The 12,113-nt window shown below is 34.5% G+C and carries 11 protein-coding genes; 4 read left to right on the forward strand and 7 right to left on the reverse strand.

What is annotated here, in order from left to right; all coding sequences use genetic code 11:
- Nucleotides 1-107: 107 nt before the first annotated feature.
- On the forward strand, nucleotides 108-1,076 hold the full coding sequence (locus F5ESL0233_RS07320; protein WP_122059494.1) for a Gfo/Idh/MocA family protein: 969 nt from the start codon (nucleotides 108-110) through the stop codon (nucleotides 1,074-1,076).
- 97 nt (nucleotides 1,077-1,173) lie between these two features.
- Here F5ESL0233_RS07320 and F5ESL0233_RS07325 read toward each other — a convergent pair whose 3' ends face one another.
- The 7 genes from F5ESL0233_RS07325 to F5ESL0233_RS07355 all read right to left on the reverse strand — a co-directional run bounded on the left by F5ESL0233_RS07325 (nucleotide 1,174) and on the right by F5ESL0233_RS07355 (nucleotide 8,162).
- Nucleotides 1,174-2,292, reverse strand: coding sequence for an SLAP domain-containing protein (locus F5ESL0233_RS07325; protein WP_122059496.1), 1,119 nt, complete (start codon nucleotides 2,290-2,292; stop codon nucleotides 1,174-1,176).
- A gap of 39 nt (nucleotides 2,293-2,331) precedes the next feature.
- Entirely contained in the window at nucleotides 2,332-3,558 is a 1,227-nt protein-coding gene (locus F5ESL0233_RS07330; RefSeq protein ID WP_122059497.1) for a glucosaminidase domain-containing protein, read from the reverse strand.
- 107 nt (nucleotides 3,559-3,665) lie between these two features.
- Nucleotides 3,666-4,166 carry a sigma-70 family RNA polymerase sigma factor gene (locus tag F5ESL0233_RS07335; protein WP_090092556.1) on the reverse strand — a complete coding sequence of 167 codons (501 nt, stop codon included), beginning with the start codon at nucleotides 4,164-4,166 and terminating at the stop codon, nucleotides 3,666-3,668.
- Nucleotides 4,167-4,384: 218 nt separating this feature from the next.
- Complete coding sequence (locus tag F5ESL0233_RS07340; protein WP_122059499.1) at nucleotides 4,385-5,224, reverse strand: hypothetical protein; 840 nt, start codon at nucleotides 5,222-5,224, stop codon at nucleotides 4,385-4,387.
- Nucleotides 5,225-5,359: 135 nt separating this feature from the next.
- The gene (locus F5ESL0233_RS07345; protein WP_122059501.1) at nucleotides 5,360-7,141 is read right to left on the reverse strand and encodes an SLAP domain-containing protein; all 1,782 of its coding nucleotides are present in this window, start codon (nucleotides 7,139-7,141) and stop codon (nucleotides 5,360-5,362) included.
- A gap of 526 nt (nucleotides 7,142-7,667) precedes the next feature.
- The gene (locus tag F5ESL0233_RS07350) at nucleotides 7,668-7,910 is read right to left on the reverse strand and encodes a DUF2922 domain-containing protein (RefSeq protein WP_370448352.1); all 243 of its coding nucleotides are present in this window, start codon (nucleotides 7,908-7,910) and stop codon (nucleotides 7,668-7,670) included.
- 30 nt (nucleotides 7,911-7,940) lie between these two features.
- The gene (locus tag F5ESL0233_RS07355) at nucleotides 7,941-8,162 is read right to left on the reverse strand and encodes a DUF1659 domain-containing protein (RefSeq protein WP_122059503.1); all 222 of its coding nucleotides are present in this window, start codon (nucleotides 8,160-8,162) and stop codon (nucleotides 7,941-7,943) included.
- A gap of 208 nt (nucleotides 8,163-8,370) precedes the next feature.
- Between F5ESL0233_RS07355 and F5ESL0233_RS07360 the strand changes: the two genes are divergently transcribed.
- The 3 genes from F5ESL0233_RS07360 to F5ESL0233_RS07370 all read left to right on the forward strand — a co-directional run bounded on the left by F5ESL0233_RS07360 (nucleotide 8,371) and on the right by F5ESL0233_RS07370 (nucleotide 12,090).
- The gene (locus F5ESL0233_RS07360; RefSeq protein WP_122022269.1) at nucleotides 8,371-9,276 is read left to right on the forward strand and encodes a hypothetical protein; all 906 of its coding nucleotides are present in this window, start codon (nucleotides 8,371-8,373) and stop codon (nucleotides 9,274-9,276) included.
- Between the two features lie 207 nt (nucleotides 9,277-9,483).
- Nucleotides 9,484-9,936: a hypothetical protein gene (locus F5ESL0233_RS07365; RefSeq protein ID WP_118897672.1), complete on the forward strand. Its 453-nt coding sequence runs from the start codon at nucleotides 9,484-9,486 to the stop codon at nucleotides 9,934-9,936.
- A gap of 117 nt (nucleotides 9,937-10,053) precedes the next feature.
- Nucleotides 10,054-12,090, forward strand: coding sequence for a KUP/HAK/KT family potassium transporter (locus F5ESL0233_RS07370; protein WP_122059505.1), 2,037 nt, complete (start codon nucleotides 10,054-10,056; stop codon nucleotides 12,088-12,090).
- Nucleotides 12,091-12,113 lie beyond the last annotated feature (23 nt).

Consider the following 12,113-nt stretch of genomic DNA (forward strand, 5'->3'; position numbering starts at 1 on the left):
TAATGTGTTTTTTATTTTAGAGAGACAAGCGCGCCTATTGCCCATCTATATCGAATCATCTAAGATTGAAGTAGTAATAGATATAATTTTTAAAAGGAGGATTATTCATGAAATTAGGAATTATTGGTAGTGGTATGATTGTACACGATTTTTTACAAACAGCAGATAAAATTACCAATATGAAAATAACCGCTATTTCAACCACTGAACGCAGCCAACACGTTGCCCAAAGTCTGGCCAAACAATATAACATTAAAGATGTCTTTACAAATAACGAACTTTTATGTAACGATAACAACGTTGACACTGTTTATGTGGCTGTACCAAATTCATTACACTACCAAGTAGTAAAACAAGCTATTTTAGCTGGTAAAAATGTAATTTGTGAAAAGCCTTATGTAGCAACAGTTGCCGAGGCTGCTGAGCTCAAACAATTGGCTGACCAGCACAAGGTAATTATTTTAGAGGCAATTACAAATATTCATTTAAAAAATTATCAAGTAATCAAAAAAATAATAAATAAAATTGGACCCATTCACATTATTTGCCTCAATTATACTCAATATTCTAGTCGTTATGATGACTTTTTAGCCAATAAAATTGCGCCTGTTTTCGACCCAACTAAGGGTGGTGGAACCTTAATGGACCTAAATATATATAATATACACCTAGTAGTTGGTCTTTTTGGCAAACCGATTAGTGTGCAATATTATCCGGTTATGCAAAAGGGTGTTGATACTTCAGGTAGCTTAAATTTAGTTTACCCAGATAAGCAGGCCATTCTTATTGCAGCTAAAGACTGCTATACTACACCCCGTTCTTTTATTGAAGGAGAAAAGGGTTCTATTTATTTTGATGGATCTACAGGTGTTATTAACGACTTTACAGTTGAAATGCGTAATGGAGAAACCAACCGCTTACGTTTTAATCAATATTCACACCGTATGGCTAGCGAATTCAATAATTTCAGTAAAATTATTGATCAACATGATCAGCAAATGGCTAACAAATTATATGAGCATAGTACTGCTGTCATTGAAGTTTTAGCTAAAGCTAAGGCATCAATTAAAAATTGATTTTTCTACATAAAAAAACAGTCCAAGGAAACAACCTACATCACTAAATAAAAATGCTCTTAGTGATTACTAAAGATTTTCTTTGAACTGTTTTTAATTACTTAAAATTAGTTACTTTCACAAATTGGCTAGCATTAATTGGATAATAAAATTCACCTGCAATATTGATTGGACTACCATAAACTTTAACTGCTTGATTACATTTAAGTTCAGGTTCATTTATAAGCACACCAGCTGTATCATAAATATAAGCATCCTGCTTCAAAGTTCGCTCTGTACCAATAATATTACTTGCATCAATATATTGATTATCATCAATTTTTAAGTATGACTTACCATTTATAGTCTTAGAGCCACTCAAGGTTACTTGCGTTCCTGCTAACTTTAATGGGGCACTAGTTAACTCGCCATTAGCATCGTAAATATAGGAATCGTGCATCAAAGTCTTCGTTCCTGCTGTCTCAGATTCATTTATGCTAGAATTATTAGTACTATCATTTTTAGGAGTAGGACTAGGCTCTGCTCCTTGCAAATTATAGTAATATTTCAGTAAGGCATAAAATTGATTCATTGAATAACCCCACCTAGCGAAGTAATCATCAGGATCAGTATGATTTGTTCCACCTAAAAAACGCGAGACTGCATGATGTGACCAAACTGTACCCTTGCCTGTATTGCAGGCGTTACTTGGTTTAATATTATAACGATGAAGTAGCTTAGCTGCATAAATTGCATCATTATTTACACTTTTAGCAAATTTAGCACGCGTGTTCTCCTGACATAATTCAATTTGAATATAGCGATTGTTAGCAATTGCTCCTGCACCCCATACACCATAATTTGGCGTCATCATTTGAATTACCTGGCCGTGATCGACAAAGGCATGCACATATGAATACATGTTCTTCCACTCACGATTAAAATAAATCGCCTCATTATAAGCTGATGCACCAGGAGTGGCTGTTTCGTGAATAACAATTCCTTCTGGCTTACCCTTACGGTACTTAATTTTGTTACCATTAGCATAAAACTTATTATAGCGAATGTTTTGTGTTTGCAACATTTTATATAAAAAAGTAACATTGCTATAACTATTTTGCTTAGCAATTGAATTTACGGTAGCAGCTTCAACTACTTGATTTTGATTTATTTTAAAAATAGGGATAACTAAACCTACTCCGATAGCAATAGTAGTTATTAGTTTCTTTATCTTCATCTAAAAGTTAGTTCCTCATTTCTTGCTGATAGGGGGTGGTTAATTAAGGCTAAAATCTGCGCGCTTAATGTATTGGTTGACCCCAATACGGTAATATTGCACACCATAAATAGAAATTGCTGCACCATAAGTGGCTACAGATTTACCTTTTTTCATAATTTCTTGGTTATCACGATTACCATAATTGTTATAAACATAGGTATCATGTTTTAAAATTCTCATTGTACCGTCAATATTACCACTGGCAATATAATGGTTTTGCCCAATACGGTAATATTTTTTATTATTAATAGTCTTGGTACCATAAGTAGCAATTACCTTGCCGCTACCACTAACCTTAATGGCTTTCATACCTTTAGCTTTATTACCTTTAGCATCGTAAATGTAAGCTGTATGCATTAAAGTCTTGTTAACTTTCTTTTCATTCTTTGGTGCCTGCGCTGCCGGTGGTAAGGCACTACCCATTTCCAAAGCTGAGTCATTTACCCAGCCTTTACCTGAAATATATAGGCGTTGTTTGCCATTATAAAAAGTAATAGTCTTTGTAACTGTCACCGCATCACCCTTACTAATCGAATCAGTCTTAGTCGTTACACTGTGATCAGTTGGCCAAGCATAAGTTGCACCTGACTTTTTAACAACATAAGACTTGCTGGTACTAGACACTTGCGGATCATATTGGGTTAAATTGTAAGTTGTAATTCTATTATTTAAGATGGTGTTGTAGTTATTGGCAGTCGCATATGTTCCTGTCAAAGCTTTAGTTGCATCAGTGTATGAAGTGGCATTTTCAAGCCAAGCACCCTGATAACGATCAGGTTGCCAAGAAACACCTTGGCGCAACTTCTTGCCATTATCATCAAATGAGTTTTGATAACTAGGATATTTTCTAAATTTAGCAACGATATAATAGCTCTTGCCGTTTTTATCTTCTTCTCGCGTTCTCGCTGCATACGTTTCACCTGGCCAGCTATCATCAGCTTTCATGCCAAATAAATTATTAGCGTTTACTGCTAACCCTGATTGTCCCCAATTAGATTCAACAATTGCTTGTGCAATCATAACTGATGGGTATAAACCATATTTTTTAGCAACTTTTTGTGCTTGTGAAGCTGCAGTATTTAAAAATTTAGCTTCATTAGCTTGAGCTGCTGAAACTGGCTTAGTTTGCCAAATAGAATTGGCAATCAGGTTGTTGGTAACCGGTCCAACAGCAGTTGTTGCAAGTACTGCTGCCGAAATACCGGTGATTAGTTTCTTTTTCATAAATTATGTTTCCTCCTTAACCGACACTTTTATTGTATCGAGCAATCCTACTATAAACAATAGGTTAGTTTTAATTGTAGTCAAAAAGTAATATTGAATACGTTATATTACAAATCGTAATCTAAAATCAAAATTTTCCGTAAATGGACTAATAGCTGACGTTTAACTCGTTGCAATTGTACTCGATTAATCTGATTCTTTTGCGCAATAGATGTAATTGATTGTCCATTAATTAAATGACTATAAAATAACATTTTTTCAGTATTGTTCAGCTTAGGAAGCTCTTGTGCTAACGCCAAGTTGAGCTCAGCACTATTAAATTGTCTATTTGTTATTAATAATTTCAAAACATGTTCAAGATTTTGGTTACGCTTTTCTTTACGTAATAAATCGATTGTATGCCAAACTACTTTTCGAAAACTCAAGCGGTTCAATTCCCTTGTCAACTTTCCATGTAGTTCAATCATTCCAGCATAAGTGATAATTCCTTCTTGAAATAAATCTTCATAACCTTGATAAGTTCGGCTAACATGTACATATTTCAAAGCATCTCGGACTAATTTTTGATTATGCCAAGCCAGCAAAAATGCCTGCTCACTAATCTTCATTTGTGACATTCCTTTCAATATATTGTCACAAGCGCTTGTGCATCATCAGATTAGCAAGTTTAAATTAATTCTGAAAACCATAATTAACCTGAGCTAAAATACCATTAGCTTAATTAACCTTATTTTCTAGTATTATTAATATTTTACGCGGGCTTTTAACTGTAGGCGGCCAAAATCCGGTTAAAAAACAGCTAAACCGAATTGGTTTAGCTGTTACTTTAATATAAAGTATCTGGTCGTTTACTTAAATAATATACTGTCTTATTTGCTTCAATTAAATAGGGCATTTCAAATTCGTCAGCTAAATAGTGCACATACCTTAGTTGCCTTTTTTGATTAACAGCAGAAATAATACTCTTCAAGGAAAGATCACCTATTGCCTTATGCGGATGAAAATAATCAGATTGGTCAATCAACGAGGGGCCGCGTTTTTTGGATAAAGTAATCCCAAAATAAATAGCTGCATGATTTGCTAATAATTTAGAAATTACATGATTAAAAAATAAAGCATTAGATATATTTTCAAATAAATATTTACTATGCTTATCGAAAATAAAACTGTACCGATGCCCGTTATAGTTAATTGTTTTAAAAATAACGGTTGCTGAACTTAAAAACTTAAATTTACTAATTTGATGTAAGGCTATCCAGTCAACATTACTACTATTATAGCTTTGGAGGGAAAAGTAGGCTAAATTACCAGTTGCAATTACATTATGTCCTTTTAAATTAAGTTTATCGGCTAATTCTCGTTGAAATTCTAACCCGCCAAGTAAGGCTTTTTGTGCAAAAGTAGTGATTAGGGTACTACTACTTTGCTGACAAAGTATAATCCCTTCTTGACAATCAAAAATTACACTTTTATAAATTCCTAAAAACGGTTGCTGCTGAAATTCATAAATTGCAAGTGTGTTGACATTAAGCAAATAAGTGTTAGTCCTAATTAAATATTGCTCTACTGCCTTATCTTTTTCAATTCGTTCCTGTAATAACTGCTTTGACCAAACTTGATAGCGCGGGCTATGTGGTAAGTGACAAGTAGTATGCGTCTTATTCATGATAATACTCCTTTCTAGCATAATAAAATATACATTTATAGTAATACTATCATGAACAACTTTAACTTAAACACCAAAAAACGGAAACGATAATCGTTTCCGTTCTGGTAATTAATTATTTAATTGACTAATTAATTAAAAGTTAGCAACTTTAACGTATTGCTTAGCAGGTCCACCGATACGGTAGTATGACTTACCGTTCTTGAACTTGTAAGGGTTACCGTAAGTAGTTACCTTGTCACCCTTGCGCAATACACGACGGTCAGCACGCTTGGTGCTAGTCTTGTAAACGTAAGCATTGTGAGTTAAAGTACGTACAGTACCATCAATGTTGTCAGCCATTACGTATTGGTCATCACCAATCTTGTAAACTAGGCTACCATCAGCAAGCTTAGTAGCTTTACCATAAACGTCAACGTTAGTGTAAGCTGCTAAAGTCTTGTCACCAACACGCTTGTGGTTAGCATCGTAAATGTAAGCATTGTGCATAACCTTCTTAGTTACCTTGTCGCCAGGTTTAACTGAACCATCAACGTACTTAGTTTCTACGTAAAGGTCTGAATCAGCACTGTTAATACGAGTGTATGATTTACCGTTAATTACAATTGCATCACCATAGGTAGCAATTTGGTCACCGTTCTTAACAACAGTCTTAGTGTCAGTTACAGTGTTACCAGTAATCTTGTAAACTGGAACATCTACATCTGATTGAACAATCTTGTAAGAAGCATCCTTAGCACCAACAGTTAACATGAAGGTTACCTTAGTAGTCTTCTTTTCAGCGTTAGTAGCAGTAACAGTAACTGGGTACTTACCAGCAACCTTAGTGTTTACCTTGCTGATATCAACAGTTGGAACAATAGCATTTGTATCTGTCTTGCTTACAGTTGTTTTAAATGAATTTTGAATTCCCTTAGTATCTACAACACCATTAACTGGTACGTAATTCCAAGTAATGCTGTCTGGAAGAGCATCGATAGTTGCATTGCCCTTGTATGCCTTAGCTGTATCTGTTTCACCATTAAAGAACATGAATGGGAATGAATCATCACTAGTTGTAGCGCTAGGGTTGACAGTAAATACAAAAGTATTAGTCTTACCATTGGTTGAAGCTAGGTTCAAAGTAATTGGAAATGAAGCTGCTGGTTTGTCAAAAGAACCATCTGCTTTTACAGTAATACCTGCTGCTTTAAGTCCTGCACGAACAGAACCCTCAAAGTCAGTAATACTTGGAACAGCAGCACCTGTACCAGTAGTAGTATTTGCTACTGCATACTTCTTATCAAAGTCAGACTTAATACCTGCAACACTGTAAGTAGTAAGATCAATTGAGCCAGAATCTACAGCTGAACTTTTGGCAACATCCTTAATGTAAGGTGCGCCTGTCAATGCTGGATTAGGAATAGCAAATTCTGCACTTGTAAGTTCAACATCAGTAGCGATACCAGAACCATTTACAGTAACAGCAGTCCCATTAACTTTAAATGCGCCAGCATCAGTAGCTGATTTACCAGCAAAACTAGTTAAACCAGTAATTGAAACTTTAACTTTAACAACATAGCTTTCACCTGCAACTAACTTATCAGTAGTTGGAGTAGTAGCAACACTATTAGTACCATCAGTATTCTTAGTTACTTTATAAACATTTGCCTTAGCTGGTACTACAGCAGCACCTGTTGGTAAACTTGGGGTTGCAATAGAAGCTGCAACTTTAGCAGGTGAGTCATTGGCAACCAAACTAGCAACGTTAGTTACGTTTAACTTGATTGAAGCTTCAGCTGGAGCTGTACTAGTAGTTCCACCTTCAACCGGTACGTTAGTATCAGCTGAAACAGTTGATACAACAGAAGTAGCAACTGGGGCTACGGCTAATAATGCAGCAGCAGCAGCACTAACAATTCTTAAATTTTTCTTCATGTGGTCTTTCCTCCTTGTGTATATACAAAATAGTAATAGGCTATAGGTTCAGTCGTTTTGATCCTACATTGTTACAACACCCTTCGAGTCGAATTCATAAGTTTATAACTCTTATGAGGTAGCTCTCCAACTGAAGAACGCGCATGCGTACAGGCTGTCGAACCTGAAGCATAGCTATTACTTACCACATTCCATATTGTACCTAGCTTTAAACTAAAATGCAAGGTATGGGGTTATTTTACATACTTTTGTAATAAACGGTTTCATTTTTTTCAAAATGACTAAATTTTGCAATATTAATTAAGCCTATGAATTCAGTTTTTTTATTAAATTAAAGTTATAACCGTTATTTTATTTTGCTTTTTATTTTACAAAATATTAACAAAATAATTTGAATATATCAAAAAAGTCACGCGTTTTATAGTTTGCGTGACTTTAACGGTGAAATAATTATAGTTTACGCCATAAATGGCGCAGTTTATAACTTATCTTTTGCAGTATCATCAGAATTTGCAGATCTACTTTCCTAATTTCTAGTATGGTCGAACAAACTAGTAACAGTTCGTTCAATATATGAAGCAGACTGAGGAATTTTATACAAATCAACTCCATCCTTACTAAAACTGTCTGCTTGAGCAATTTGATTCATTGCCCTTTCAACAGTGACTGCAGTTAAATTTTCAATTGCATCAGGTAAAGCAACATTAGTCTTTTTACCAGCACCATTTAAGAATGTTAATTGCAAAATTTTACTTTTTACGGACATGATTTTTGCCTTTCTTCCTATAATCATTAATCTTTAGTCTTGCTCATTTAACTTAATTGCTTGCTTTTGAATTAAAGTCGCACTACCTAAGCTATTACCTTGCAAACTGGCAATGGCGGTGCCAAATTGGGCCAATCCCGTTGCTGTTGCTCCCTTTTTAACATGGGGAAAGATACGACTTTTGCCTTTTTTAGAATTATTGTTTTCATCGACAAACATATATTCTATTGCTTGATCAATTAGTTCAAAATTCATTTTTATCAACCTTCCTTAATTAAAACTATTTTAAGTAATCAATCTGCGCGCTAGATGTCTTACACTATTAATAACGAGTTGAAAAACCAAAATGTAACATTTTTAAAAAAATTGACTTTCTTTTATTAAAAATAGCCCTTAGGTGGTCAAATCAATCCAAACCAACTATAATTAATATTAATATTAGTAAGGAGGACAAATTCCTATTATGAAAAAAACTACGATTTGGACAATTGTAGCTGCAGTAGTTGTTGTCTTAGGGGGAAGTTTCTTTTTTGTTAAGCAAAATTCAACTAATAACCAAGTTGAAGCTTCCTATAATCAAGCAATTACACATGGTAAAAAAGCAGTCGCAAATAAAAATTATGCTGAAGCTAGCAATAAGTTTAAGCAGGCACTAAATATTAAAAAGACCAAACAAGCAGCTGCTTATAAAAGTCAGGCTGATAACATGCTTGTTACAATTAAATATGCCCAAGATGGTAAATATAATCAGGCATTAAAAGCTATCAATCAAGTCATCACTAAAAGTAATGGTTATCCTGTTTTAACCAAACAGGGAGAAAAGTTGAAGTCTCTTGTTGAAGACGTAGAAGATGATTATAAACACGAAATTAAGCCAATTTTTGCAACCGCCTCTCAAGCTGAGGCTGATAAACAATATTTAAAAGCTATTGAACAATACCAAAAAGTTTTAAATTTACCTTACATTGGCGATAAATACTACCAAAAATATAAAAATATCGCTCAAGCAGGAATTAAAAAGGATAAAAAAGCTGCCACTAATGGTAAATCTGCTATTCAGGGTTATGCCGCTATCTCAGGTAATGGATCCAGTTCAAATAACCATGCTAAAAGCAATAATGCCCAAAATAGTATTGGCGCAACTGGCAATGCTGGCAAAACTGGTGAAGGCTCAATGGGCAATCACCAAGTTAACGGTAAAACTGTTGCCAAAAATCAAATCGCCCAATTACGCAAACGTGTTGGTAAGTTAGGTTACGATGCTATGTCATGGAGCCCACAGGACTTAATCGATCTTTACCGTAGTTCTAAGCGAGCTAATCCTAATCTAATTACTAAAAAGGATGTGCAAAAATATCTAAAGCCCTAATTTAACTCCAAAAAATCGCCCTTAACTTGGGCGTTTTTGGTTATCTTGTACTATTGCTAATGGAACTACTCGTTTTACTCATGCATATAGTAAGAAAGACTAACCCTATTAAGCAGCCATCATTAGAATAGTTGCTTTTACTAGCTAAAGTCGGTAAAATTACTATTGACTTTCACGTTTCCTATTTTTATTAAAGGAGTGTCCGCTTTGACTGAAAAAGAAAATAATATCAAAGATACAGATAACGAAAAAGAACAAGATAAAGAAAAAGAATTAAAAGAAGAAGAACTAAAAGTAGTTATGCCTGAAGCAACATGGACTACTATGCCACAGACTGAGTTTACTGAACAGCCTGACTATCTCCAAGTTTTTACTTACTTTTACATTGCTAAATTCAACCAACAAGATTTGGAAATCATGAATTTATATGATACCAATTCTAATATGGTTGACATTAACCATTACCTACTTGATAATATTCATTTTGAACAAAAAGAGCTTATGCGGCATGCTTTACAATACCATGCGCAAAATCTCCAAAATATTGTCGATGAAATTATTCGTCAAGATAATATCAAAGCAGCAGAGATGACTTCATATGACGATTGGGATAATTGGTATGAAAATCGTCGTGATAATATTTCTACTTCTTTGTCATAATTTACTTGTACTATAACTAAAAAAAGAACAAAATATATCCTTAGATGAGAATGTCAAATTGACATTCTCTTTTACTTAAACAATTTTTATATTAATCTATTGGAGTATAGAATAACTATGGATCAAAAAAAGAAACGGATTTCAGTAGCAGGCCTGCTGATTACGATAGGAATTGTTTACGGTGATATTGGTACTAGTCCGCTATATGTTATGAAATCAATCGTAACTGGCAACGGCGGTATTGCCAATGTTAACCGTGAGCTAATTTTAGGTTCAATTTCTTTGATTTTTTGGACTGTTACCTTATTGACGACTGTTAAGTATGTAATGATTGCTCTCAACGCAACTAATCACGGCGAAGGAGGGATTTTTGCATTATATGCACTTGTTCGTAAAAGAGCTAAGTGGCTAGTAATACCAGCATTAATTGGCGGTGCAGCATTACTGGCTGACGGTACTTTAACCCCTGCAGTAACAGTAACAACATCAATTGAAGGGCTAAAAAATATGCACTTTGATTCAAGCATCCCTGTTCCTGATCAAAATTCTGTCATTATCATTACTATTGTAATTTTATTACTATTATTTTCAATTCAAACTTTTGGTACTAGCATAATTGGTAAGGCATTTGGACCAATTATGTTAATCTGGTTTAGCTTCTTAGGCTTAATTGGCCTCCACAATATGATGCAAGATTGGTCTATTCTAGAGGCACTAAATCCTCTTTTAGCTATCAAAGTTTTATTTAGTCCTGCTAATAAAGTTGGTATCTTTATCTTAGGTTCAATCTTTTTGGCAACAACAGGCGCAGAAGCCTTATATTCTGATGTAGGTCATGTTGGTCGTGGTAATATTTTGGGTTCTTGGCCATATGTCTTTATTTGCTTAGCGCTAAACTACCTGGGACAAGGCGTTTGGATTTTGCAAAATCCAAACTACCATACAAACGGGACGGAGCTAAATCCCTTCTTTGAGGCGGTACCCGCTAATTTACGTTTATTTGCAATTATCTTAGCAACAATTGCTGCTATTATTGCTTCGCAAGCTTTAATTACCGGATCTTTTACCCTTGTGTCTGAAGCAAGTGGTCTTAAATTCTTACCGAGAATGAAAATCAACTACCCTACAACTGAACACGGGCAGATTTATATCCCTGCTGTTAATAAAATGATTTGTGTAGTTACGATTGCAATTGTTATGTTCTTCCGTACTTCAGAGCATATGGAAGCTGCTTATGGTCTGTCTATCACGGTTACCATGTTAATGACTACCTTACTTCTATTTGAATATTTAGGTGCCAAAAACCACCCACTGATTTTACGTCTTTGTTTCCTTATCGTTTTTGGTTTTATCGAAGGTATGTTTTTAATTTCTAGTTTAACTAAGTTCACCCATGGTGGTTATGTTACAGTCTTAATTGCTGGCTTCATTGGAATTATTATGTTTATCTGGTTCTTCGGTAATAAGGTTCGGGACAAACATGAAGGAGCAAACACTTATGTTCGTTTAGATAAATATACTGATATGCTGACTGATCTTAGTCACGATGATGATTATCCAGTCTATGCTACTAACTTAGTCTACATGGCTAAAGTGAAGTACAATAAATTTATTAAACGTGAAATTTTATATTCAATTTTGGATAAAAGACCAAAAAGAGCAGGGGCCTATTGGTTTGTTTCCGTAAACATTACTAATGAACCATATACAGCAAAGTATGCCGTAAATACTTATGAAACTAAGAATGTAATTAACGTTCAATTGTATTTAGGTTTTAAAAAGCAAACTAGTGTAAATGTTTATTTACGCCAAGTGGTTCACGACTTAATTAAAGATGGAACGATTGAATCGCAACCACAAGAATATACAACCTCACCTGGAAGAGAGGTGGGTGACTTTTCATTCGTCATTGTCAAAGATGTCGTCAGCCCATTAACTAAATTAAAAGGCTTTGAAAAATGGATTGTTACGGCTCGCGTTTGGTTACAAAATTTGTCCTCTAATCCTGCATCTTGGTTTGGCTTGGAATATACTGATACTGTAGTCGAAAGTGTACCATTAATCTTAGGTCGACCAAGTAGAGATTTACATATTAAACGAGTCGCCCCATGTGATTACTCTCATTTGAAAAATGAAGATGAAGTAATTCAATAGTTAATAATCCTGCATATAAAAAA

It is taken from the genome of Lactobacillus sp. ESL0233 (assembly GCF_003692995.1).
Taxonomy (GTDB): Bacteria; Bacillota; Bacilli; order Lactobacillales; family Lactobacillaceae; genus Lactobacillus; species Lactobacillus bombicola.

Excerpts from the sequence above, each read along its gene's own strand:
- F5ESL0233_RS07320 (WP_122059494.1), top strand. The coding sequence starts at position 108 with ATGAAATTAGGAATTATTGGTAGTGGTATGATTGTACACGATTTTTTA.
- F5ESL0233_RS07325 (WP_122059496.1), bottom strand. The coding sequence starts at position 2,292 with ATGAAGATAAAGAAACTAATAACTACTATTGCTATCGGAGTAGGTTTA.
- F5ESL0233_RS07330 (WP_122059497.1), bottom strand. The coding sequence starts at position 3,558 with ATGAAAAAGAAACTAATCACCGGTATTTCGGCAGCAGTACTTGCAACA.
- F5ESL0233_RS07335 (WP_090092556.1), bottom strand. The coding sequence starts at position 4,166 with ATGAAGATTAGTGAGCAGGCATTTTTGCTGGCTTGGCATAATCAAAAA.
- F5ESL0233_RS07340 (WP_122059499.1), bottom strand. The coding sequence starts at position 5,224 with ATGAATAAGACGCATACTACTTGTCACTTACCACATAGCCCGCGCTAT.
- F5ESL0233_RS07345 (WP_122059501.1), bottom strand. The coding sequence starts at position 7,141 with ATGAAGAAAAATTTAAGAATTGTTAGTGCTGCTGCTGCTGCATTATTA.
- F5ESL0233_RS07355 (WP_122059503.1), bottom strand. The coding sequence starts at position 8,162 with ATGAATTTTGAACTAATTGATCAAGCAATAGAATATATGTTTGTCGAT.
- F5ESL0233_RS07360 (WP_122022269.1), top strand. The coding sequence starts at position 8,371 with ATGAAAAAAACTACGATTTGGACAATTGTAGCTGCAGTAGTTGTTGTC.
- F5ESL0233_RS07370 (WP_122059505.1), top strand. The coding sequence starts at position 10,054 with ATGGATCAAAAAAAGAAACGGATTTCAGTAGCAGGCCTGCTGATTACG.